Source organism: Cyclobacterium sp. 1_MG-2023, assembly GCF_030546805.1.
GTDB lineage: Bacteria > Bacteroidota > Bacteroidia > Cytophagales > Cyclobacteriaceae > Cyclobacterium.
This window is the reverse complement of the sequence record NZ_JAUOPC010000009.1, coordinates 38,232-63,197: the sequence shown is the minus strand read 5'-3', so window position 1 is coordinate 63,197 and position 24,966 is coordinate 38,232. Positions and strand designations below refer to the sequence as shown.

Sequence of the window (24,966 nt, the reverse complement as noted above, 5' to 3'; positions counted from 1 at the left end):
AAAGATGTTTTAAAGGCATTTTTCACCCTTAATAAATAAAAACAGCCTAATAGAAACAGTGCCGCCCCCAGACTAGCCCATAGCAATACAATATTGGATAAAACCAAATTAAAAATAACGAATATAAGACAGCTGAAAATAGTAATAATCAAAAGCGCATTATAAATCTGTAATTCCATGGATGGGTCTCCCTCCAGGTAAAACAAATGTTTGCCTAATCTTCTAATTTTTGTCCAGTAACGCTCTATCAAAATATATCATTAAGTATTTACATTTATACAAAAAAATAGTTTTGAATATATATAAGACTCCTCGCCCACTAACCTAAATGCATAATTAAAGATGAGGAATAACCATCAATGCAGTAATATATAAGGTCATAAAGTGCACAAAAAATGAGTCCCCCAAGCCCGTTGCCTTTTAAGCAACTTCAATATAATCTTTAGTTATCAAAAAACCATTAGAAGGATATATTTTTTCCTTTATTCGTTTAATAGTTAGCAAAGGATTTTAACTATAGTGACAATAGTCAGGTGGCAAGTCCGGATACAATTATTAAGAACAGCCTTTCAGAGGATTAATATAATCAATAGTATCGCTTATTTCATGATTGGACAAAGAGGGAATTTAAATAAAGCCTGATATATGCTCCTTTAGCCTCTATAAAATTACCGGTGAAAAATATTACACCTAATTTTAGTAAAAAAATGCAGAGAAAATTGCTAAACTATAGAAAAGATTTCCAAGAAGAATTAGGTATTAATTCCTGTAGGAATCACTAGCTTAAAGGTTGAACCTTCTCCTTCTTTACTTTCCACCTCCAATTTCCCGCTAAGCATATGGGCACTTTGAAAGCACATATGAAGCCCCATACCAGTTCCTTTCTCCTGTTCGGTACCGTAAGTAGATTTTATATCTTGTTCGAAGATAGTCTCTAAGCGTTTGGGAGAAATTCCAACCCCATTATCCGTTATCTGCAGGGTCAATTGTTCTTCTTGACTGTAAATATCAACCATAACATGCCCGCCTGAAAGCGTAAACTTTATGGCATTCTGCACCAAATTTCTAAAAATAAGGAGCAGCCGATCTGTTTCTAAATTTAATAGAGGGTTTTGATGGTAATTGACCTCCAAATCTATGCTTTTTTGCTTGGCAATCACATTCAAAATCTCTACAGTATCTTCAATGAGGTCTTTAATGTGTATTTTCTTTTCCCTTTTAGCTGCATTTTTTAATTCAAAAGAAGACCATTCCAATATATCTTCCATCATTTTGTAGGTGTTTTTGGTGGTTTTCAGCAATTCCTGACGAAGGTACTTAATGTCTTCCTCAGTAAGGTCTCCTGAATTAATTAACTCAAGGGTTTGTATAATGGATTGAAGAGGGTTCTTCAAGTCATGGGAAATAATGGCAATAATTTTGTCTTTTTGGTTGTTGGTTTGTTTCAGGTCTTTATTTATTTTTAATAAAGCCACCGTTTTTTCTTTCACCTTTCGTTTCTGAATCGAAATAAAGCGTTTCATGGCAAACATTATCATTGTAATACCAAGAATGGAGGCACAATAAGTAAGCAAATGATCGGTTAAAATTTCAAACTGACTATTATAATTTTTTGGTATCAGTTCTCCATAATAAAGGCCAAAGCAGTAAAGTAAGAAGTAAAACAATACATTCAGGAAACTCCAGAAAGTATAATGCTTTGTCCTTACGATGCTAAGGACCAGCAAATGAATCAAAGAAAGAATGTAAAAAGTGGGGCCTATTATACCATCATTGTGATAGAAATTAAAGAGTAAAATCGGATATGTACTAAAGCTTGCCAAATAAAAAGCTGTTTTAAAGGCATGCCTCACCCGCAATAGATAGATAAAAAAGGATAAACTGGTTGCAACTATTATGCAAAGTTTCACCAAACTATAGTTCAGTAACCATAAGTTAATTATGGCTAGAAAAAGGACAAAAACAATTAAAATAACCAAGGCAGCATTGAAAACTTGTATTTCTAGGGACGGACTCTTGTCCCAGAAAAACAAATTCTTACCCTGCTTCTTTAACCTTGCCAAAAAACCTTTTTTCAAAATTATGATTAATTAAAATGCTTTCCTCTATCCAAAAACTTTTACAAACTTAAATAAGTCACTGTCAAACAATCCTTTGTCACTTAATTTTAAATGTGGGATTACCAATAAGCCCATAAAACTCAAGGTCATAAAAGGTGACTGCAAGCCAGATCCAAGCTCTTTCGCTTTTTTATCTACTTCAATGTAACTACTTGCAACCGAAAATCCATCTGAATTACTCATTAATCCTGCCACAGGCAAGTTCAAAACCTTGCTTCCGGTGGGCCCTACAGCTGATAACCCTCCCTTTTCCTTGATAATTAAGTTGGCTGCTTCGGCCATCAGACTATCGCTTGTGCCCACTACTATGATATTATGTGAGTCATGGGCTACAGATGAGCCAATAGCTCCATTTTTTAATCCGAAATTTTTAACCAAAGCTACAGCCGGCTTTACATTGGGCAGGTACCTGTTGATGATGGCAATTTTTAAGATATCATTATTAATATCCACCCTTACTTTTCCATCTTTTTCAGGCACTTCACAGGCAATTGTTCCGGTGATCAATTGAGAATCCTCCACCACTATCACTTTAGCCTCTCCTCCCTGATGATCCAATTCAAAATCATTGGCAGAAACCGGATAAGCTTTAAAATTATTGATCGACTCCGTCTTGGTAGATAATATTTTACTTTGGCCTTCTTTGGCTACCAAAGTTCCTGAGATATAGGTTTCTAAAACATTAAAATTAACTAAATCTTTAACTACTACAAAATCAGCAGGGTCATTGGGTCTTAATCTACCTACTCCAATATTATAATGCTGAACGGGAGTAATACAGCATGCTTTTAAAACATTAAAAAGATCTTTCCCCTTTTTTACCGCCCTAGCAGCCAATTGATTGATGTGTCCTAATAACAAACTATCGGGATGTTTGTCATCTGAACAAAACATTATTTGATCAGGAAATTCATCAATCAAATCTATCAGGGCATCAAAATTTTTCGCAGCACTCCCTTCTCTTATCGCTATTTTCATCCCATTTTGAGCCTTAAATCGGGCCTCATCTAACGCGACACATTCATGGTCAGTAGATATCCCAACATTAATATATTTAACAGCCTTCTCTCCTCTCAATGCAGGAGCATGACCATCTACAGGCTTACCAAATTTCTTGGCCAATTCAATTTTTTTCAAAACTTCAGCATCTCCTGAAAGCACTCCCGGCCAATTCATCATTTCAGCCAAATAATAAATGTCATCCCGCTTTAAGAGCTTGGCAATTTCAGTGCTGTCGATAGTAGCCCCGGCTGTTTCAAACAGTGTTGCCGGCACACAAGAGGGGGCACCAAAGAAAAACTTAAATGGAGATAGCCTCCCATTTTCAACCATATATTCCACTCCTTTGAGTCCACAAACATTGGCAATTTCATGGGGATCAGAAACGGTGGCCACAGTTCCATGAACAGCGGCCAGGCGAGCAAATTCTGTAGGTATTAGCAGGGAAGACTCAATATGGACATGTGCATCTATAAAGCCCGGAAGAATGTATTGATCGGGTGAAGAATCGATCCTAACTATCTTGCTGATCTTACCATCGGACACCTGAACTTTTACAGGATAAACTTCCCGATTATCAATATCAACAAGTTTACCTTTAACACTAAAAGCTTTAGACATTCTTACCTAAAAATTTAAATAACCCATTTCTTTTTCATGTTACAGATCCTTTATTGGGAATAAAAATCAATTCAAATAAAGCATACTGCCAAGAATACTTATAAATATACTATATTTGCCATTGAAAAGGAAAGCAGTAAGCAATTTCATTTTTCTTTAATGAAAAAAATTATCGTTGCCATCGACGGGTATTCAGGATGCGGGAAAAGCACTACAGCCAAAGCTGTAGCAAAGGTTCTGCAATATACTTATTTGGATTCCGGCGCCATGTATAGGGCAGTAACCCTATATTTTTTAAGAAACAATACAGAAATTACTTATACTGAAGAAGTTAACAAAGCCCTTAAAGACATAAAAATTACTTTTCATTTCAATGAAGCCAAAGGTATTCAGGAAATTTTTATGAATGGAGAAAATGTAGAAAGTGAAATCAGGGGAATGGCCGTATCTACTTATGTGAGTCAGGTAAGTAAATTATCAATTGTTCGTCAAGCCATGGTGGATATCCAAAGACGCATGGGCAATGAAAAAGGCATTGTAATGGATGGCCGTGACATTGGCACTGTTGTTTTCCCCGATGCCGAGCTAAAGATTTTCATGACTGCAGACACCACCATACGTGCAGAAAGAAGGCAGAAAGAGCTCTTAGAAAAAGGTGAAAAAATTAGTTTAGATATCGTTAAGCAAAATCTTGAATCAAGAGATAAGATAGATTCTGGAAGATCAGTAAGCCCATTAAAAAAAGCAATAGATGCCGTAGAGATTGATACCAGTTATCTTGATTTTAAGGAGCAGGTGTCAAGAATAATTGAATTGGCCAAGGAAAGAATGAACTAACTTTATGGAAGTCACAATAGATAAAAATTCCGGATATTGTTTTGGTGTTGAATACGCAATCCAAATGGCAGAGGATGAGATGGAAAGCAGTTCTAAGCTCTATTGCCTTGGAGATATTGTGCACAATGCCATGGAAGTAAACCGCCTAAGTGACAAGGGTTTGGTGGTTATTGACAGGGAAAACTTAGAAGAATTGCATGATTGCAAAGTCCTGATTCGTGCCCATGGCGAACCACCGGAAACTTACAGAACAGCCATCAAAAATAATATTGAGCTAATTGATGCTTCTTGTCCCGTGGTATTAAAATTACAACATCGGGTAAAGAGTGCCTTTGACAAGATGGAAAGTCAGGATGGTCAAATTGTAATTTATGGTAAAAAAGGGCATGCAGAAGTGATTGGTCTTACCGGCCAAACGCTTGAAAAAGCAATTGTAGTAATGGATGATGAAGATTTGGACCAAATTGATTTTTCCAGACCTGTAACCTTGTTCAGTCAAACTACCAAAAGCACGAAGGGTTTTTACGAGTTGAAGGCAAAAATTGAAGCTCGGATAAAAGAAGCAAGAGGGAGCATGGAAGAAATGGATTTCAATGCCAATGATTCTATTTGCCGTCAAGTATCTAACCGTGAACCTCAACTCCAAAAATTTTCCAAAGACAATGATGTAATAATTTTTGTAGCAGGAAAAAAGAGCTCAAATGGGAAAGCTTTGTATCAAGTGTGTAAACACATCAACCCAAGGAGTTATTTTGTAGAAAATGAAGCAGAGATTAACTTAGATTGGCTCAATCCGGAAGATAAAATAGGCATTTGCGGGGCTACATCCACACCAATGTGGTTAATGGATCAGGTAAAAGAACACATTTTATCTTATAATAAAATCAGTATCAAGGCAAACAATTAAGAATCCGTTAAAATAATTGGGTTTTACAGATAAAAAATAGCTAAATAATCGCCGAATTATCTTCTAATAACTAATGTAATTTATTAGATTTGAGGCGTTTTTCATAGGATCAAAAAGTTTCAAAAATTAAATATGTCAAAACAAGTCAAGCTTAAAAGAGGGTTTGATATACGCCTGGTAGGTAAAGCCGAAAAAAAAGTCGGTGATTATCAACCTGTCAAAACCTTTGCCATCAAGCCCACAGATTTCATCGGAATGCAAAGACCTAAGGTCCTTGTGAAAGAAGGTGATACGGTAAAGGCAGGCACTCCTATTTTATTTGATAAAAAACTGGAAAAGGTAAAGTATGTTGCACCTGTATCAGGAGAAATCATCGAAATAAAACGAGGAGAGAAAAGAAAGTTATTGGAAATAAAAATCCTTGCTGACGGCGAAATTAATTTTGAAAACTTTGAGAAATTAACCTCTTCAGGGATAAAGTCGGCGAGCAGAGAGACAATTGTTGATAAACTTACTACTTCTGGTGTTTGGCCTCAAATTATTCAAAGGCCTTACGGAATTGTAGCAAATCCTGATGACAACCCTCGTGCCATATTTATTTCCGGGTTTGATTCTCACCCTTTGGCACCAGATTATGATTATATTCTGAAAGGTCAAAGCAATTATTTTCAGGCAGGAATAGATGCCCTAAAAAAACTTACTGATGGTAAGGTTTATTTAGGATTGTCTGCTGACAATAAATCAACAGAATTGAGCGCTATACAAGGAGTTGAAACTACTACTTTTTCAGGCCCTCATCCTGCTGGAAATGTTGGTGTGCAAATTCACAATACCGCACCAATCAATAAAGGAGAAACTTTATGGACGATCAACCCTTTTGGGGTGGTTCAAATTGGTAAATTATTGATCAACGGAATTTATGATGCTTCCAAATTGGTAGCCATCACAGGTTCTGAAGTAAAAAATCCTTCCTATGCCCAAACCTATATAGGTAGCTGTGTAGATAGTTATGTAGAAGGCAATACCAAATCCAATCATTTCAGGGTCATTTCCGGAAATGTTTTAACTGGAGAAAAAATAAGCCAAGAAGGTTATCTAGGCTTTTACCAGCACCAAGTTACGATCATCCCTGAAGGTGATTATTATGAATTCATGGGCTGGATGAAACCTACCACCGATAAACTAAGCTTTCACAAAGCATTGGGACTATTGTCCTTCCTATTTCCGAAAAAGGAATATGCACTGGATTCCAATGTAAGAGGGGAACCTAGAGCATTTGTACAGACTGGGGTTTTTGAAAAAGTTACACCTATGGATATTTACCCTGTGTATCTACTAAAAGCCATCATGGCAGAAGATTTTGATGAAATGGAGGAGTTGGGAATTTACGAGGTAATAGAAGAAGATCTTGCATTGTGTGAATTTGTAGATGTGTCCAAACACCCGGTTCAGCAATTAATTAGAAAAGGTATAGAACTCATTCAATACAGTTAAGAAATATGAAGTTTTTACGAGATCTGTTGGATAAACAGAAACCCTTATTCCAAAAGGGAGGAAAATTGGAAAATCTTTATTACCTGTATGAGGCAGGAGAAACATTTATGTTTTCACCCAACCATACTGCTGCCACAAAAGGCGCACAGGTAAAAGATGCCATCGACCTGAAAAGGATGATGATTACAGTGGTTATTGCCATGATACCCTGTTTGTTGTTTGGTATATACAATACCGGCCACCTGCACTATTTAGCAGTAGGTGAAGCGGCCACCTTTGGTGACAAGTTTGTACTAGGATTGACTCTAGTTTTGCCAATTGTATTGGTAGCGTACACCGCAGGAGGTATAGTTGAGGCAATTTTTGCCGTGGTCAGAAAGCACCCAATCAATGAAGGTTTCTTGGTAACAGGGATGTTGATTCCATTGGTGGTTCCTGCAACTACCCCATTATGGCAAGTTGCATTGGCAACGGTATTTGCTGTGGTGATCGCCAAGGAGGTTTTTGGTGGAACAGGAATGAATATTCTAAATGTGGCAATGACTGCCAGGGCATTTTTATATTTCGCCTATCCCGCACAAATTTCAGGTGATCAGGTTTGGACCTATTTAGGAGACAAAATGCCTGTTGATGGATTTTCAGGTGCCACTGCTTTAGCTGTAGCTTACCAATCCGGACAAGAGGGAGTGAATGCAGTAGCTAATTTGGCCAGTCATAACTCAGTATTGATGGACAATATGTTTAGCTTCCAAAACTTGTTCATGGGATTTATCCCCGGATCAATTGGAGAAACTTCTACACTGATGGTCCTAATCGGAGCTGCAATTTTAATATTTACAGGTGTAGGTAGCTGGAAGATAATCTTCAGTGGATTTGCTGGTGCTTACCTTATGGCAATCGTTATGCAAGCCCTAGCAGTGAATGAATTTATGGCCATGCCGGCGCATTACCATTTGGTAATGGGAGGTGTAGCTTTTGGTATAGTATTTATGGCTACAGATCCTGTTTCAGCCGCTCAGACGGAATCTGGAAAATGGATTTATGGTTTACTTATAGGTGTCCTCACAATTATTATTCGGGTTACCAACCCTGCCTACCCTGAGGGCATCATGCTAGCGGTATTATTTATGAATGTATTTGCACCGCTTATTGATTATTATGTAGTTAAAGCTAACAAGAAAAGGAGGTTACAACGTGCAACAGTCTAACGCATATATCATTACATTTTCGGTCATTTTGACCGTCGTATTGGGTTTATTATTGTCAGGTACGTCCGAACTCTTAAAGCCAATTCAAAAGAAAGCTGAAGAACTTGATACTAAAAAACAAATTCTAGGTGCAGTATTGCCGGCTGAACAAATAGCCGAAATGAAACCTGAAGAGGTGAATGAGTATTACGCCAGCAGAATTTCTTCAAAAGTAGTCAACATTAACGGAGAGGAAGTTGAGGAACAAGACGGAGTTGCCGTATCTGCAGAAACAGTAGATGTTGGTAAAAATTACAAAAAAGCTCCTGAAGATAGATTGTATCCTGTATTTATTTTCTTAGACGAAGGAAGTGAAGAAACTGCTCTTGCCTATATCTTACCGGTATATGGTAGTGGATTATGGGACAGTATTTGGGGCTATGTGGCCTTAAAAACTGATATGGATACCATTGAAGGTGTTACCCTTTCACATGCGGGTGAAACCCCGGGATTGGGCGCCAGAATCACCACAACTGAAGTGCAACAACGGTACAAAGACAAATCGATCTACAATGAGCAAGGTGAACTTGTTTCCGTAAATATGCAGAAAGGTGAAGGTAAAGATTACTCAGAAGACCCACACAAAATTGATGGCATGTCCGGAGCAACCATTACAGGTGATGGTGTCAACAATATGCTAAAAAACTACCTTCAGCATTACCAGTCCTATATGGAAAAAATAAAAGAAGGTGGTTCTAAAGTGGCTATGAATTAATTGTAAAAATTTCAATAGAAAGAAATTATGAGTACAGAAACCGCTGAAAAAGCAATAAAAGTAAAGGATACAGAAGCTTTTCTTTCTAAAAGGAGAAAAAAGCTAATTACTGACCCCTTGGTGGACGACAACCCTATCACCATTCAGGTTTTGGGAATATGTTCTGCCTTGGCAGTAACCACACAAATGCAGCCTACCTTGGTAATGGCCTTGTCGGTTATTTTTGTGGTAGTAATGTCCAACTTAACCATTTCCTTATTGAGGAATAAGATTCCTGGACGAGTAAGGATCATTGTTCAGTTGGCTGTTGTAGCAACCTTGGTAACTCTGGTTAATGAGGTGTTAAAGGCCTTCGCATACGATATGTACAAAGAATTGTCTGTTTTCGTAGGGCTAATCATTACCAACTGTATCGTTATGGGACGTTTAGAAGCATTTGCTCTTGGTAACAAACCATATGACTCTATATTGGATGGGTTTGGAAGCGCTTTGGGCTATTCTTGGATCATTCTTACAGTCGCATTCTTTAGAGAATTATGGGGATCAGGAGCCGTATTTGGCGTACCTGTTTTCGATTATGTCTCCAGATTGTTTGGCGAAGATTTCCAGCTTGCAACCAACGGTCTTATGGTATCACCTGTAGGTGCATTCATTATATTGGGATTGTTGATTTGGGTCCAAAGATCCAAAACAGGATATGTAGAACATTAATTAATCAGGAACAATGGAATTATTTAGTTTAGCAATTAGGTCAATTTTTATTGACAACATGGTTTTTGCCTACTTCCTGGGTATGTGTTCTTTTTTGGCTGTATCCAAAAAAGTAAGTACAGCCTTAGGTTTGGGTGCTGCCGTTATATTCGTATTGACAATCACTGTCCCACTCAACTGGTTATTGAATGAATTTGTGTTGAAAGAAGGCGCATTGTCTTTTCTTGGTGAATCATTTGCCAATATAGATCTTACTTTCCTTCGATTCATTATGTTTATCGCGATCATCGCTGCCATGGTTCAATTGGTGGAAATGGTTGTGGAGAAATTTGCTCCAGCATTGTACGGTGCATTGGGTATTTTCCTTCCACTAATTGCAGTAAACTGCGCCATTCTGGGTGGATCACTATTCATGGCTCAAAGAGACTATACCCTTGCTGAAGCAACTGTATATGGGTTTGGGTCAGGAACAGGGTTTTTCCTTGCCATAGTAGCTTTGGCTGCTATCCGAGAAAAATTAAAATACTCAAACGTTCCAAATGGTCTTAAAGGGCTAGGCATCACCATGTTGATAACAGGTCTCATGGGAATTGCATTTATGTCATTTATGGGAATTGATTTATAAAATTAGGATTATATTCAATTAGAATATTTCATCAAAAAAACCCTGTTCTCTATTGAGTGAACAGGGTTTTTTGATTTTTAGACAATATTAACATTAAGCCTGCTCGAAATGTCAGATTTTACTTCTAAACGAATTCTAGGATATTTTCTTAGGGGACTTTTATTCGTTGTTCCCTTCTTTCTGACAGGATATATTATCATCCTGACTGTACAGTTTTTAGATAATATTATTCCTGTAAATATTCCTGGCTTGGGGATTTTGGTCATGCTAGTATTTGTTACCCTGGTAGGTTATTTGACAAGTATATTCATTACGAAGTCCATTTTCGAAGAACTTGAAAAACTTGTATTTAAAATACCTTTGGTAAATATTCTTTACACCAGCATCAAGGACCTGATGTCAGCCTTTGTAGGTGATAAAAAGAAATTCAATACCCCTATAATCGTAAAGCTTTCAGACAATATGTCAAGACTGGGTTTTATGACACAGGATGACCTGAAGGTCATAGGACAGGAAGAGTTGGTGGCTGTATACTTTCCTCATTCTTATAATTTCAGTGGTAACCTGTATCTGGTGCCAAGAAAAAATGTAGAACGACTCTATAATGTCAATAGCACAGAGGTTATGAAATTTATCGTTTCAGGTGGTGTTTCTGATTTACATTATTATAAAAACCCGAAACTGAATAAGGCTGAAAGTAAACCAAAACCATCTACAGATAGTATTTAATATGTTTCTTATTCCTTTTAACAAGCCGTTCTCTACAGGAAATGAATGGGCATACATTCAGGATGCGACTAAAGAAGGAAAATTGGCAGCCGATGGGAAATACACCCGGAAATGCCAGTCATTTTTTGAAAAAAAATATGGCTTTAAAAAAACCTTCCTAACACATTCATGTACCCATGCATTAGAAATGGCTGCCCTCCTAATGGACTTGCAACTTGGAGATGAAATTATCCTTCCCAGTTATACCTATGTAAGCACTGCCAATGCTTTTGCTCTCCGGGGTTGTAAGATAGTTTTTGCAGACTGTAGAAGTGATTATCCGGGAATCGATGTAGGAAATTTACCGCAATTAATTACAGCCAAAACCAAGGCCATCGTGGCTGTTCATTATGGGGGAATCTCCTGTGACATGGACGAACTACTGGCTGTTAGCCAAAGACATAATTTATACCTACTGGAAGATGCAGCAGCAGGAATTGAGGGCTATTATACCGGCAAAAATCAAATAAAAAGGCCTTTAGGTTCTTTTGGACATTTCGCCACTTTTTCTTTTCATGAAACCAAAAACATCAGCTGTGGAGAAGGAGGCATGCTGGTGATTAATGATGCCAAATTTATTGACAAAGCCAATTTGGTTTGGAACAGAGGAACAAACAAAAAAGACTTTGCCTTAGGCAAAGCAAATAAATACGAATGGATAAGCCTAGGAAGTGCTTTTGCCCCTTCAGAGATTAACGCAGCATGGCTATGGGCACAATTGGAGCAAATTGAGGCAATTCAGGCGTCACGAGAAAAAGTATGGCACTGGCACCAAGACAATTTACCAAAATTATTGGAAGAATTTGATTTAGAATGGATGACTGTCCCAAAGCATTCAGGGAATAATTTTCATTTGTATTATGCCTTGGCGAAAAACTTGAAACACCGAGAGCAGGTACTCAACTTTTTTAAACATAAAAAAATATTGGCTGTATTCCACTATCAAAGTTTGCATTCCAGCCCCTATTATCTGTCCCAAAATTTCAAAAAAATTAATTTATGCCAAGCCGATAAATTCAGTGAGCGCTTGATTAGGTTTCCTCTATATTCCAACCTTGATACCGACAAGCTCAAACAATTGCTATTAAATTAATTTTTAAACGCTGTTACTTTTCTTCTGTGCTGGGATCAAATTTTTCTTTCATTTTAGCCTCTAAACTAACCTTATCCGTTTTCTTAACAATATCTCTAATAATATCATCCAGCTCAACAGCCGAGTCCATTATCATTTGATGAAAATTTTCTTTACCTACATCTTCTTCCAAGGTGTCAAATGCCATTACTAGGCTCATCAATCTGGCAAGTGGCGCTCTCACCACATGTGATTGCATCCATGCAATCTCCTGTAAGCGTTTGTTTTGGTCTTCAATGGCTTTGATATAGCGCATACGCTCGGTAATGTCATTGGCCAGGACTACTTCCGCTTTGATCCCCTCATGAACGATTAAACTACTTTTAATTTCAACGGTAATGATTTCCCCATTTTTCTTTTGATGGGAAAAAATTCTAGGTCCACCGGTAAATTTACCCTCTCTTATGCTGCCAATCGTTTTTTCCAACTTGGGAACTTCAGACTCGGGCCTAATCTGCTTGAGATTCATTTTCAAAAATTCTTCCTTCGAGTACCCATAATGATCCACAGCAGCTTTATTGACATCAATAAACTCCATAGTCTTCAAGTTGTAAAGGTACATGGGCTGGGGACTAAGGTGAAACAATTCCTTATACCTTAACTCAGAATGCTTGAGTTGTCGTGAAATCCTGTATCTACCTATGCTATAAATTATACTCTTGTAGAGAGAAGTGGGTGTCAACTCATCCTTTAACAAATAATCAGAAACCCCTAGTGAAAGTGATTTCATTCCAAATTCTAAACTGGAATAGCCTGTCAAAACCACAATACTGACATCTTCTGCAAGTTCTTTGATTTTTAAAATCAACTCCTCACCTTGTAAATCCGGGAGCGTCAAATCCAAGATGATTGCATCATAGTGATGATCCTCACCTATTAAATTTTCTTGAGCCTCTTCAAAGGTATTTGCAACAGTAAGTTTTAGGTTAAGGATTTTTTCATGGAGGTATTCTTCTATCAGTAAGATATCTCCCAAATTATCCTCAACTAACAATAAATGATATCCTTCTTGATCCATTTCCAAATTCTCTAAAAATATAATTAAGCTTGAGTTGCCAACTTCTAAAACAAATTAAAATCAATAATGTTATTAATAACGCCAATTCTTGCAATAAATACAATGAATATTCCCCCTATCTACGAATAAATATGTAATGGGATTAACTATTCCCAATTAAATATCTTATCTGGTTTAATAAATTACTTTTGGCACTGAAAAATAAAAAGTAGATCCCTCACCTTCCTTGGATTTAAAATTGATATCTCCTCCTAAGTTTTCGATAATTTTTTTGCACATCGCTAAGCCTATGCCGGTACCCGAATATTGACTTTTGGCATGAAGCCTAGAAAATAAGATAAAGACCTTATCTTGAGATGATGGAGGAATCCCTATTCCATTGTCCTCTACAGAAAATTCCCAAAATTCTTTTCTTTCCTTGGCGTAAATCTTTATCCTTGGAGTGGCTCCTTCGGGTTGATATTTTAATGAATTGTTTATCAGATTAAGGAAAACTTGATTAAGGGGAGACACCGGAACCTTCAATTTGGGCATAGGTCCCACAGTAATCTTAGCTCTTTTTTGGTTTATCAAGGTTTTCTGGAGATTCAATGCATTTGAAATAATTTCTCCAATATCTGTTTCTTTAAGTTTTTCTCCTTCTCTCCCTACCCTAGAATAGGTAAGTAGGTCCATGATAATATTTCTCATACGGGAGGCCCCGTCCACTACAAAGTGCATGTACTGAATCCCCTTTTCATCCAATACAGAGGAATACTTTTTCTCCAATAAACTTACAAACCCGGTGATCATTCGCAAGGGTTCTTGCAAATCATGAGAGGCAATATAAGCAAACTGTTCCAGCTCTTGATTGGACTGTTCAAGCGCCTTTGCCTTTTTGGTAAGTTCTGTGTTCAAGTTCTTTAAAATTGCTTCTTCTTCCTTTCTATCTGTCACGTCTCTCGTCATTCCCACCAAGCCAACAATTTTGTTTGAGGCATTTTTAAGCGCAACTTTGCTGGTCAAAAACCACCTCAATTGGCCGTTAGCATCCGTATAGGATTCCTCAAGGTTTTTAACCGATTGACCTTCCACAATTACGTGACGATCAATTACAGTCATCTTTTTGGCAATCTCATAAGGATAGTAATCAAAAGCTGTCTTCCCTAAGGTTTCTTCTTCCGTTTCTGCACCAAGAAAATCGCGGTATTGGGTTTTATTGTTGATAATATGCCTGCCCATAATGTCTTTGACATATATTTGAATAGGCAAATTGTCGATGATTGATCTCAATAGAAATCGCTCTTTAAATAAGGATTCATCTGCTTTATGTTTTTCCGTGATGTCATACCCTACCCAAATGTATTGGTAGGTTTTGCCAGTATTGTCCTTAAAGGGCGTTATTACTGTATCAATCCAAAAAACTCCGCTTAATTTTTTTATTCCTTTCAGCTCACCTCTCCACATTTGCCCCTTAGAGACTGCTTCCATGCAATCTTTTAAGGCTTGGTTTTCCTCATAAATGACGGTTGGACGTTTTCCCGATAATTCTTGCCCTTCATATCCGGAAATGTCTAATAATTTTCGGTTAAGGTAATCCAACTTCATACTTTCATCAAGAATAAGTACAAGACAGGACTCATCTAGGGCAAACCTGTAATCGGAAAGTTCCTGAACACTGTCCAGTAACTGTTCTTCGGCTTCAAGTTGACTGGTAAAATCAGCTATCAGCTCCATGATGCATTCTTTACCATCAATCACCAATGGCTTACTTTGCATTTTAGCAAAAAAGCTTTCTCCTGATTTTTTGAAATGCTGACATATTCTCTGCTGAACTTCATCACCATTTATCTCTAAACCGGTAAAACAATTGTTTAATGTGATGTCTTCTTTTGGGACAATAACACTTATTGATAAACCTAGAAAAACCGCTTTGGTATAGCCATATTTTTTAACCGCTTCCCTATTGCAATCAATTATTTTTTGAGTATCACAATCCCAAATGACTATAGGCATGGGATTAGACTCAAATAAATCACCATAATAGTTGGTTAATGCAGGTTCAGCTTTCTGCATCTTATCAATTGTTCCAATGTGCTCAACCGTTCCGATGAACCTCAACTTATCACCTTCATTATTTAAGGCCTTCCCTTTAAGCTTTATGCATCTTTGATTGGCAAAACAAAAAATTTCATCAAAAGCAACTTTTTCCCTGAGTAGCCTTTGAAAGGCTCCCTGAATTGAGGCTTTATCAAGTTCACCGATGTATTCTATAAAATGGGAAATGGTCTCAAATTTAGCCAAATCAAGACCGAGGATTTTTTGCCCAGAGGGAGAAAATCTTAAGATTAGACTGGTAGGATCAAGTTCCCAAGCACCGACATCACAGGATACCAATACTTCAGACCATCTTAGATTTTCTTCCTCATAAGCTGACATTTCACATAATTCCTAAATGGGGAAAAAATATTATTTCTTAAATGCTCTTCCGGGCTTTTCTACCAGGAAAGAATCAATATTACCATTGTCCTGCAATGTCACATATGCTGTTTTACCATCCACACCACCAAAAGCGATATTAGAAGGCTTTTCTCCGGACATTTTTATCTCTTTAAGCAATTTTCCTTCTGGGGATAATTTTACCACGGTACCTTTTCCATGTCTGGTTACATAAAGGTCTCCATCTATGTCTACACGCATCCCATCCATCCCAAAATCATCAAAGGTATGGATCAATCTCTTGTTTGATATTTCTCCCGATTCGCTTAAGTCATATGCCCAAACGGTTCGCTGAACTGATTCATTGACATACAAGGTCTTGTTATCGGGGCTAACTTCAATTCCATTGGTTGTACCCATATCCGCTTCTAAACGTACAAATTGACCATCGAGTCCAACTCGCCATATTTGGCCCTTACTTTCTTTCCAATTGGGATCGCTGGCAAACACGATATCATTGTCCATGATGGCAATGTCGTTGGGTTGATTTAAATCATCATGATGCGCATAAACAGAAATTTCTAAGGATTGCATGTCTACTTTTAGCACATTATGACCTGTATAATCAGCAATCAACATTTCACCTTTGCTATTAAACCGAATACCATTCCCCGTACTCCCTTCAGGAAGCGTAACGAACAGAGAAGCTTTGCCATCAGGAGTAACTTTACCTATGGTACCTTCATTTCCAAAATTTACCACATAAAGATTTCCTTCTTTATCTACCGCAGGGCCTTCAATTCCATTGGTAAATTCATTATTGCTTGTAAATGGCTGACTAATGTAAAAGTTTTCTTCTGTTTCCATTTCCTTACTTTCAGTTTTGGATGATTTTGATGAGCAAGCCCCTACTGCTACCAATAATGTCAAAAGGGACATACGATTAATAATACTTTTTATCATTTTTCAATTAAGGTTAATACTAAAATTATGGGTAATTTTTTATGATCACAAGAATATAGACAAATTAGAATGGACCATAAGCGAATCAATTTATTAATTTTTCCTTATTAATTATACAAATTGAACAAATTAAAATACGCAAAAAATCATAGGGAAAACCTAAACTTAAGCCCAAATCAAATGCGGGCAAACATACAGCACACTCTTTTAAACAATTAAAACAATATAAATGTTTAACCCCTTGCAAATAAACCACAAAATGAAAATTAAACAAATACCTTAAAAAAAATGGTTAATAACATGTCCAATTATTCTATTCTAACCAATCTTTCAAAACTTTTAGGGCTCAGTGAATAGCTTGACCTTAGCTTCAAACAGTTAATATCATTAAAATTGGTTTTACAAACTAAACAAACATTCAACAACCTAATCATTAAGTAAATAAGTATGGGCTCTTACTAAAATCAGATATGTCCATTAAAACAGTTATCAGGCTTGTTCATCCAATTAATTTTGGAGAAAAAATATTATTAATTTACCTTCAATGGATAAATTGCGAATTCTAAACCTATATCTACAAAGATGAAAACAATGAAAAGAAGAAATACGATTAAAAAATTATTTGCCTCTCTAGCAGGTGTAGCCGGAATAAGTGCCATAGCTAAAGCAAATACTACTGAATCTACCAGTACAGAAAAAGAAGCTTTCAACGTTGTTGAAGATCAAAATGTGCCCTTATTTTCCGGTTCAACAAAACAAGGAAATACTGTTTATATCGCAGGAAAAGGAGCTCACTTTGATGGAGATATAAAGGCACATACCGATCATGTTTTAAAAGAGCTGGAAAAAGAATTAGTAAAGGCCGGTAGCTCTATGGAAAAGGTACTAAAAGTAAATGTATACCTTCATGATCTTTCCGATTATAAAGGTATGAATGAAGTATTTAGAGGTAGATTTGGAAGTAAACCACCAGTTAGAACGACTGTTGCTACTTATGGTGGAGTACCAGGAGACTCTCTAGTGGAAATGGATTGTATTGCGTACATTTAATGTCGCTAACTCACTGAGAACCTGTTAACCCATGTTACCTTGAAAAAAGAAATGATTTTCAAATACTTTATAGGAGCAGGCCTTTTGTGCCTGCTCTTAGCTTTAATATTTATTATTCCCGGCAATATTGAAAGTGCTGCCATTCCTCTAATATCGTTTTTCGTGCTCTTAGGCATTGGTTTTCGAGGCTTCGAAAAACTAAAAGGCTTCACTTACACTACCATGATATTTGCAGGGGTAACTGCAGCCATGTATTACCCGGAGTATTTTGTAGAATACAACGGCTATGCTTATAGCAACTTGATTACCCCCCTTATCCAAATAATCATGTTTGGTATGGGAACTTCAATGGCTTTTAAGGATTTTGCAGGGGTAATAAAAATGCCTAAAGGCGTATTTATTGGCCTTTTGAGTCAATTTACTATTATGCCTATCACAGGATTTATTTTGGCAAGCCTTAGCAACTTCCCTCCGGAAATTGCAGCCGGACTGATTTTAATTGGTTGTTCTCCAAGTGGTCTTGCTTCCAATGTAATGAGTTATTTGGCCAAAGCCAATCTAGCTTTATCCATTACAATCACTGCTATTTCCACCCTTTTGGCTCCCTTTCTTACGCCTCTATTAATGAAACTTTTGGCCGGACAGTTTGTGGAGATCAATGTTTTGGACATGATGTGGAGTATAATCAAAATGGTCATTATCCCTATTGGTGCTGGCCTTATATTCAATAAGCTATTTTCCGGTAAAGCCAAATGGCTTGATGACGCCATGCCTGTGGTTTCTATGGCAGGCATAGGTATAATCATCGTTGTCATTACTGCGGCAGGAAGAGACAGCTTACTGGATATAGGTGGTTTGCTTATCATTCTTGTATTTGTTCATAATGTCATGGGATATAACCTTGGCTTTTGGATTAGCAAGGGCCTAGGACTTACTGAAAGAGATGCACGAACAGTAGCATTGGAGGTGGGCATGCAGAATGGAGGTTTGGCTTCTGGCTTAGCCAAAGAAATGGGCAAACTTGCCACCATAGGCTTGGCACCTGCAGTATTCGGTCCGCTGATGAACATTACCGGATCTGTACTAGCTTCTTATTGGCATAGAAAACCACCAAAAGAATAGAAGCCTTTGGAAAAGCAAGTCCTTTTTCGATCGATATTGCTATTGGCAATATTGCTTCTATCTATATATTTCTACCTGATCTTTTCAGGAATTCATGAATCCTCAGGACCATTTCTGATCGGATTTATGGCATTATTAGGTATAGCCTTTTCAATCAATAATAAATTGAAAGGCTATACCTATACAATAATGATTTTTTGCTCAGCAACCATTGCCTTGTACTTCCCAAATCCTTTTATCACCTATAAAGGATATGCCTTAAGTCAGCTGATCACCCCACTGATTCAATTCATCATGTTTGGCATGGGTACAGCCATGTCTGTAAAAGATTTCATTCAAATCGGTAAAAATCCAAAAGGAGTATTTATTGGTTTGGCCTGCCAACTCACCTTAATGCCTTTGTCAGGATGGGCCATTGCTAATTTTAGTGGTCTACCTTTGGAAATTGCTGCAGGAATAATCTTGGTAGGCTGCTCTCCCAGTGGAGTAGCATCAAATGTAATCAGCTATTTGGCCAAGGCAAACCTGGCCCTATCCATAACCATTACTGCCCTATCTACTTTATTGGCCCCATTTGCAACCCCATTTTTAATGAAATGGTTGGCGGGCTCCATGATAGAAATAGATGTAGCTGTGATGATGTGGAGCATTGTCAAAATGGTCATTATTCCAATTGGAGCAGGTTTGTTGGTAAACCACCTTTTCAGAAATAAAATCGCCTCTCTGCAGAAAGTTATGCCAACGTTATCTATGGCTGTAGTCGCCATCGTCATCGTCCTTATTACGGCATCCGGTCGTGACAACCTGCTGGACATAGGGTTTATTCTGCTGGGGCTGGTACTCCTCCATAATATCGCAGGCTACCTATTAGGGTATTCAGCAGGTAAGGCTTTGGGACTTAATGAAAGAGATTCCCGCACCATTGCCTTAGAAGTAGGACTTCAAAATGGAGGAATGGCAGGTGCACTTGCCAAAGAAATGGGTAAATTGGCCACCTTGGGTTTGGCGCCGGCAGTCTTTAGCATCATAATGAACATCTCCGGATCAATACTTGCCTCCTATTGGCATAAAAACGAACCGAAATAAAAACAATAGCACCTAATAAATTTCCCTCAGGTTAAAAATTAACCGAGGAAGCATGGCTATCCTATGCCTCCCCGGTCAATCAGCTTATCTAGATCCAAAAGCTGGACCATAAATTATTAGTTAAGTTTAAATAGTCGAAGAGCTGAATCATTAAAAGCGTAAATGATAAAGGTTTCTCCTTTGATTTTTACAGTTTGAATATCTCTCACATCTCCTTGAAAGAATAAGCCTGTTTGTTGCACGGGCATAAGACTTAAGTCCAGGTTTTTCTCATCAATATTAAATACAAATCCCGGATTCCCATCCAGTTTACCGGTACTCACACGGGTTTTGCTAACGTTTCCCCCAGTTAGTAAAACAGGTTGATCAACATTGGAAAAAGAAGTTTTGCTTATTGCAAAAAGTGGAGACAGCTGAAATTCAGCAGGTAATTTTTCAGGAGTGAAATTACCTTTTCCATCATTTAGCAACAGTGTAGATGCTAGCATTTCTGCTTGTAAGGTATCTGAATCACTAAGATCCAAAAGACTAAAAATATCTTCTAGGCTGGCTTGGGCAAATGACTTATAGTCTGTGTATTTCCCTTTCAACTTTGGAAGTTGACCAATTATTTCATCCCTACTGAAAGCAAAAGAACTTGTATCTGACTTATAGTAGCTGAAAATTGGATCTGTTCTTCCATTGTTGTCAAAATCCTTAAATACAACTTGCATCGGCTGGGATTTACTCGCTTGATACACAATGTTTTCCCCATAATTACCCGCCAATAGATCCAAATCTCCATCAGCATCGATATCAGTTGGATACAAACTCAACCACCAACCTTTGGTTGCTGCCGTTAATTCTTGATGTGAAGCTACAAAAGTTTTGCCCTCCAGGGTATAAAATTGAATGCCCATCCATTCTCCTGCAATGACCAATTCCTCTTTACCATCACCGTCTGTATCAATAAAACACGCATCACTCACCATACCTGGTGCCATCAATTCAGCATTAAAATCTACGGTAACATCCGTAAAGTTTCCTTTTCCATCATTGGCCAACAGATAACTTCTAGGTGCCTCAGGGTAGTTACCCGGCAAGTAACGTCCTCCAACAAATAAATCCGGAAAGCCATCACCTGTAAAATCTGTGCTTGCCACTGTGCCTCCACTTATGGGCATTAAAGGAAGTGACTCTTTATTTCTACTAAAGTTTCCTTTCCCATCGTTGATGTACAACCTATCCTGATACATCTCACTATCTTTTGGGTAATCAGTTCCGCCACTGACTACATAAAGGTCAGGTCTTCCATCTCCATTGGCATCCAACCAAATCGCATCCGTGTCTGTAAAGCCTTGATCGGCTTCAAATGCTGCTTGGTTACTTGTAGAAAAAACTCCTTGACGGTTTTGAATATACAGTTTTGCCGCCTGATCCTTTCCTCCTCCAATATAAATATCCTCCAATTGATCGCCATTTACATCCGCAATGGCCAACTTAGGTCCGAGCGCCCCCATTGAGTTGGGCATCAATCTATCTTGGGTAAAATCTAAAAATTTAGTCTCCTTATGCACAAAATCAATCCCCAATGCCCCGGGCACTTCATCAAAGAATTTTACCGGCTTATCAGTAGAAGCCTTTACAAGTTGCCCTTCTACTTGCGCCAATTCAATACTTTGATTGACAGGAATATCGGTAAGCACCTGAACCTCACCTGTAGGCCAGTAAACTAGTAAGCTATCAATCGATTTCTTTTCTCCCAAACCAAATACCAATTCTTGATCAACAGCAGATTGATAACCACGAGTTGGTATCAGTTCTTGGTGAAATTTTTCTCCATTTGAATAAACCAAAACCTTGGCCCCTATTCCTTTTGTATTTAGACCAGCCCCATTAAGTTTAACTTTTAGAAAAGCGTTTTGGGTTAATTTCTCACTGTTGTTTCTGTAGATCGAAACAGGGTCATTGGTATGGCAAACAATAAGGTCAAGGTCTCCATCTCCATCCAAGTCGGCATAGGCTGCTGCATTGGAAACCGTTTCATCTTGTAAGCCCCATTCTCCGGCTTTATTTACAAACCTTGCATCTCCTTGGTTATGGTAAAGGTAGTTTTGTACATAAATAGGTGGCATTTTATCTATAAGTCCCATCAAAGCTTCTTCCTTACCCGTTTGGTTGGCCTTGATGCGTTCACTCACCACATAATTCATGAAATCCATGTCCAAATAATTACGGGCATAACCATTGCTAATAAAAATGTCCTTCCAGCCATCATTATCGAAATCAGCAGCCAGTACAGCCCAACTCCAATCGGTATGGGCTATCCCACTGTATTGCGCCATTTCTATAAAATTACCATTTCCTTGATTTAGGTGAAACATGTTGCGCATGCTTTGGGGATAAAACCCCTTGTCCAATAACTCGCTGTATTTGTTATAATTTTCAGGTCCTAAAATTGCCTTTTGGTTAAAATTAAATTCGGGCATCATGTCCATGGTTAGCAGGTCAGGCAAGAGGTCATTGTTCATGTCTGCCGCATCGGCTCCCATGGAAAACAAAGACACATGCCCCATATGATTTCTAAGATCCTCTTTGAAGGTTCCGTCCTGCTGGTTATAATAAAGGTAATCTTCCTCATTATAATCATTGCTCACATAAATATCCAGCCAACCATCATTGTTGTAATCACTCACTGTAACGGCCAAACCAAAACCCAAAACATTGTCGATGATGCCACTTTCTTGGGTAACGTCCACAAATTGACCATTGTCATTTCTATACAAACGATCACCTAAAAAATCTCCTGTTCTGGTTTTAAAAGACCCGTCTATTCTACTAAATCCTGCATATTCTTGGGTAGAATGGTTCAGCAGAAACATGTCCAGGTCCCCATCATTGTCATAATCGAAAAAAGAGGCCTGCGTTGAATATCCGGGATCATCCAAGCCATATTCGGCTGAAGCTTCCTTGAAAGTGAGATCCCCCTGATTGATGTATAATTGGTTTTTTCTATTGCTAGGATTGTTCGCTGCTGACCTACATACATAAATATCTAAAAGTCCATCCCCATTGACATCAGCCATGGTGGTCCCGGTATTCCATAAGCCTGCAGCTTCTACTCCTGCTTTGCTAGTAATGTCTTCGAACTCAAAATTCCCTTTATTCAAAAAAAGTTTGCTGGCCATCATATTACCTGTAAAGTAAATGTCAGGTAAACCATCATTATTAATATCTCCAACAGCTACACCACCTCCTTGGTAAAAATAACCATAGATAAGTACATTGAAAGCATCCGATTCTTTGACCAAATTATTAAACGAAATCCCTGATGAGGAAGAAGAAACTTTAGTAAACAAAGCGTTGGGGTCTTCCTGTTGGCAAGAAAAGAGGCTTCCCAGCAAAAAAAGATATATCAAAGGTTTAGCATTGATTTTCATGGCATTAGCATTTTGGTATAAAACTAAAAAAAGTGCCGTTAAAAACGGCACTTTTTATATTATCTATATTCAATTTATTTTCAATTAATCTTCTTTTGCATCCCACCAAAGTTTGGTGCTATTCAAGTTACCTCCACGGCTAACTAGTTCAGGGAACTCTTCAGCAGCTTCAACAGCTTCAAGGTTATTTGAATATTCACCTGAAACGAAGATCAACCTTGGCATCACTTCATCTGCAGCAACATCTAAGTTGTCAGAGTTCAAACGAGGGTAAGGAGAAGGGTAATTGGTTCTTCTTAACTCAGCCCAAGCTTCCCAACCATCAGGATAGATAGCGATCCACTTTTGCGTACCAATTTGTTCCAATTGTTCCTCTAAACTACCACCGGTCATAAATTTAACCGGAATAGATGAACTAGGAGCGATATCCCACTCAGGCTTGTAAGAGTAAGTTACAGCACTAGGAGTATTTTCACTATTGATATATGCATCCACAACATCAGCAGTTGCTCCAACTCTTGACTCAGTCAAAGAAAGAGTAATTCCTTTTTCATAGAATTCCTGAGCTGTTCCGCCCATGTTCCAACCAATGGCAGCACCTTCAGCAAGTAAAAACTGCGCTTCAGCAGCACTCAATACTCTCCAAGGTTCACCGGCAGCACTTCCTCCTCTACCTTCATTAAGGAATATAGTTCCCATATCTGAATTTAGATCGTTCAAATTAGGCGTACCCAATTCTTCTCTAGAAAGTCCGTTTCTTAGACCTTGGTAAGGCTCTCCTTCTCCGGTGTTCTGATAATCAACAGTCTCACTGAAGAATACACCAGTACGAGGATCATCATAACCTACCATTACACTTTCCATCAATGCACTCATTCTGTACTCACCCCAGTTGGTAATGATCCAGTATGGGTTTCTTGAGTTGATTGTGGTAAGGATTTCAGCACCATCATCATTGGTTGCCATCACTCCATCAGCTACAGCTTTCTCAGCTTCAGATTGGGCTAGAGCAGGCTCTACAAACCTGATTCTCATGGCTAATCTTAATCTAAGGGTGTTAGCAAATGTTAACCACTTGTCTACAGAACCACCATATATTTGGTCATGACCAACAAATGCAGTACTACCGGTATTTGCCTTCAATACAGTTACTGCTTCATCAAGCGTAGTAAAGAAATCTTTGTAGATATCTTCTTGTGGATCATAAGCTACACTAGTTTCACCATTGCCAAAGTTAGAATAGATAATTGGACCCCAATAATCAGTAATTCTATGGTATCCGGCTACTTTCCATACCTTAATCATGGCATTTTCAATCGGAAGCTCATTTGTTTCAGAGAATTCTTCAACAAATTGGATAACCGGAGCGGCTTGTCCGTAGTAGTAATTCCAAGCACTATTAGACCAAGAACCTACTTGTGTATAACGATCAGAGTCAAAGTTTACTTGAGTGGTGGCAAAGTACTGAGAGTACAAGTCGCCAAATAAACTTTGGGCAATCTGAAAACCTGAAGTACCTCCTCCTGGAGCTAGGTACATGGCACGAGCTTGTGCATTTGCGAATGCATTACCCAATAAGTTTTTGTCCAAATTCTCTGCAACTAGGGCATCTGGTCGGGTATTCAACTCTTCAAAGTTTTCCGTACAAGCACCAAGTGATAGTGCTGCGACGGATAAACCCATTGCTATTTTAGAAATTTTTATCATCTTCAAA

The 24,966-nt window shown here is 38.0% G+C and carries 19 protein-coding genes; 12 read left to right on the top strand and 7 right to left on the bottom strand.

Annotated elements, in window-relative coordinates:
- Window positions 1-752 precede the first annotated feature (752 nt).
- Together Q4534_RS15075 and ade are read right to left on the bottom strand one after the other, a co-directional pair.
- The gene (locus Q4534_RS15075; protein ID WP_303613977.1) at window positions 753-2,078 is read right to left on the bottom strand and encodes a HAMP domain-containing sensor histidine kinase; all 1,326 of its coding nucleotides are present in this window, start codon (window positions 2,076-2,078) and stop codon (window positions 753-755) included.
- 27 nt (window positions 2,079-2,105) lie between these two features.
- A complete protein-coding gene (gene ade / locus Q4534_RS15070; RefSeq protein WP_303613976.1) occupies window positions 2,106-3,740 on the bottom strand; it encodes an adenine deaminase in 1,635 nt (544 codons plus the stop codon).
- Between the two features lie 159 nt (window positions 3,741-3,899).
- Between ade and cmk the strand changes: the two genes are divergently transcribed.
- The 9 genes from cmk to rffA all read left to right on the top strand — a co-directional run bounded on the left by cmk (window position 3,900) and on the right by rffA (window position 12,137).
- Complete coding sequence (cmk, locus tag Q4534_RS15065; protein WP_303613975.1) at window positions 3,900-4,577, top strand: (d)CMP kinase; 678 nt, start codon at window positions 3,900-3,902, stop codon at window positions 4,575-4,577.
- A gap of 4 nt (window positions 4,578-4,581) precedes the next feature.
- Window positions 4,582-5,484: a 4-hydroxy-3-methylbut-2-enyl diphosphate reductase gene (locus Q4534_RS15060; RefSeq protein WP_303613974.1), complete on the top strand. Its 903-nt coding sequence runs from the start codon at window positions 4,582-4,584 to the stop codon at window positions 5,482-5,484.
- A 132-nt stretch (window positions 5,485-5,616) separates the two neighbouring features.
- Window positions 5,617-6,978, top strand: a complete 1,362-nt coding sequence (locus tag Q4534_RS15055; RefSeq protein ID WP_303613973.1) for a Na(+)-translocating NADH-quinone reductase subunit A — start codon at window positions 5,617-5,619, stop codon at window positions 6,976-6,978.
- A gap of 5 nt (window positions 6,979-6,983) precedes the next feature.
- Window positions 6,984-8,186 (top strand): NADH:ubiquinone reductase (Na(+)-transporting) subunit B, encoded by a 1,203-nt coding sequence (locus tag Q4534_RS15050; RefSeq protein WP_303613972.1) that lies wholly within the window; start codon window positions 6,984-6,986, stop codon window positions 8,184-8,186.
- Window positions 8,173-8,940, top strand: coding sequence for an NADH:ubiquinone reductase (Na(+)-transporting) subunit C (gene nqrC / locus Q4534_RS15045; protein ID WP_303613971.1), 768 nt, complete (start codon window positions 8,173-8,175; stop codon window positions 8,938-8,940). The genes Q4534_RS15050 and nqrC overlap by 14 nt, the downstream gene beginning before the upstream one ends.
- Before the next feature lie 27 nt (window positions 8,941-8,967).
- A complete protein-coding gene (locus Q4534_RS15040; RefSeq protein ID WP_303613970.1) occupies window positions 8,968-9,651 on the top strand; it encodes an NADH:ubiquinone reductase (Na(+)-transporting) subunit D in 684 nt (227 codons plus the stop codon).
- 13 nt (window positions 9,652-9,664) lie between these two features.
- The gene (nqrE, locus tag Q4534_RS15035; protein WP_014020035.1) at window positions 9,665-10,276 is read left to right on the top strand and encodes an NADH:ubiquinone reductase (Na(+)-transporting) subunit E; all 612 of its coding nucleotides are present in this window, start codon (window positions 9,665-9,667) and stop codon (window positions 10,274-10,276) included.
- A gap of 108 nt (window positions 10,277-10,384) precedes the next feature.
- On the top strand, window positions 10,385-11,005 hold the full coding sequence (locus Q4534_RS15030) for a DUF502 domain-containing protein (protein ID WP_303613969.1): 621 nt from the start codon (window positions 10,385-10,387) through the stop codon (window positions 11,003-11,005).
- A 1-nt stretch (window position 11,006) separates the two neighbouring features.
- Complete coding sequence (gene rffA, locus Q4534_RS15025) at window positions 11,007-12,137, top strand: dTDP-4-amino-4,6-dideoxygalactose transaminase (protein WP_303613968.1); 1,131 nt, start codon at window positions 11,007-11,009, stop codon at window positions 12,135-12,137.
- 13 nt (window positions 12,138-12,150) lie between these two features.
- Here rffA and Q4534_RS15020 read toward each other — a convergent pair whose 3' ends face one another.
- From Q4534_RS15020 to Q4534_RS15010, 3 genes are all read right to left on the bottom strand, one after another.
- Window positions 12,151-13,194, bottom strand: a complete 1,044-nt coding sequence (locus Q4534_RS15020; protein WP_303613967.1) for a PAS domain S-box protein — start codon at window positions 13,192-13,194, stop codon at window positions 12,151-12,153.
- Window positions 13,195-13,368: 174 nt separating this feature from the next.
- Window positions 13,369-15,612: a PAS domain-containing sensor histidine kinase gene (locus Q4534_RS15015; RefSeq protein WP_303613966.1), complete on the bottom strand. Its 2,244-nt coding sequence runs from the start codon at window positions 15,610-15,612 to the stop codon at window positions 13,369-13,371.
- Between the two features lie 30 nt (window positions 15,613-15,642).
- Window positions 15,643-16,575, bottom strand: coding sequence for an SMP-30/gluconolactonase/LRE family protein (locus Q4534_RS15010; RefSeq protein ID WP_303613965.1), 933 nt, complete (start codon window positions 16,573-16,575; stop codon window positions 15,643-15,645).
- A 582-nt stretch (window positions 16,576-17,157) separates the two neighbouring features.
- Here Q4534_RS15010 and Q4534_RS15005 point away from each other — a divergent pair.
- Genes Q4534_RS15005 through Q4534_RS14995 form a run of 3 tightly spaced genes read left to right on the top strand, consistent with a single transcriptional unit; the run spans window position 17,158 to window position 19,833 of the window.
- Window positions 17,158-17,625, top strand: coding sequence for a RidA family protein (locus Q4534_RS15005; RefSeq protein WP_303613964.1), 468 nt, complete (start codon window positions 17,158-17,160; stop codon window positions 17,623-17,625).
- A 51-nt stretch (window positions 17,626-17,676) separates the two neighbouring features.
- Window positions 17,677-18,747 carry a bile acid:sodium symporter family protein gene (locus Q4534_RS15000; protein ID WP_303614155.1) on the top strand — a complete coding sequence of 357 codons (1,071 nt, stop codon included), beginning with the start codon at window positions 17,677-17,679 and terminating at the stop codon, window positions 18,745-18,747.
- Between the two features lie 6 nt (window positions 18,748-18,753).
- On the top strand, window positions 18,754-19,833 hold the full coding sequence (locus Q4534_RS14995) for a bile acid:sodium symporter family protein (RefSeq protein WP_303613963.1): 1,080 nt from the start codon (window positions 18,754-18,756) through the stop codon (window positions 19,831-19,833).
- Between the two features lie 116 nt (window positions 19,834-19,949).
- On the opposite strand, the gene Q4534_RS14990 is transcribed toward Q4534_RS14995, so the two are convergent.
- Complete coding sequence (locus Q4534_RS14990; RefSeq protein WP_303613962.1) at window positions 19,950-23,252, bottom strand: VCBS repeat-containing protein; 3,303 nt, start codon at window positions 23,250-23,252, stop codon at window positions 19,950-19,952.
- A gap of 84 nt (window positions 23,253-23,336) precedes the next feature.
- On the bottom strand, window positions 23,337-24,959 hold the full coding sequence (locus Q4534_RS14985) for a SusD/RagB family nutrient-binding outer membrane lipoprotein (protein WP_303613961.1): 1,623 nt from the start codon (window positions 24,957-24,959) through the stop codon (window positions 23,337-23,339).
- Window positions 24,960-24,966 lie beyond the last annotated feature (7 nt).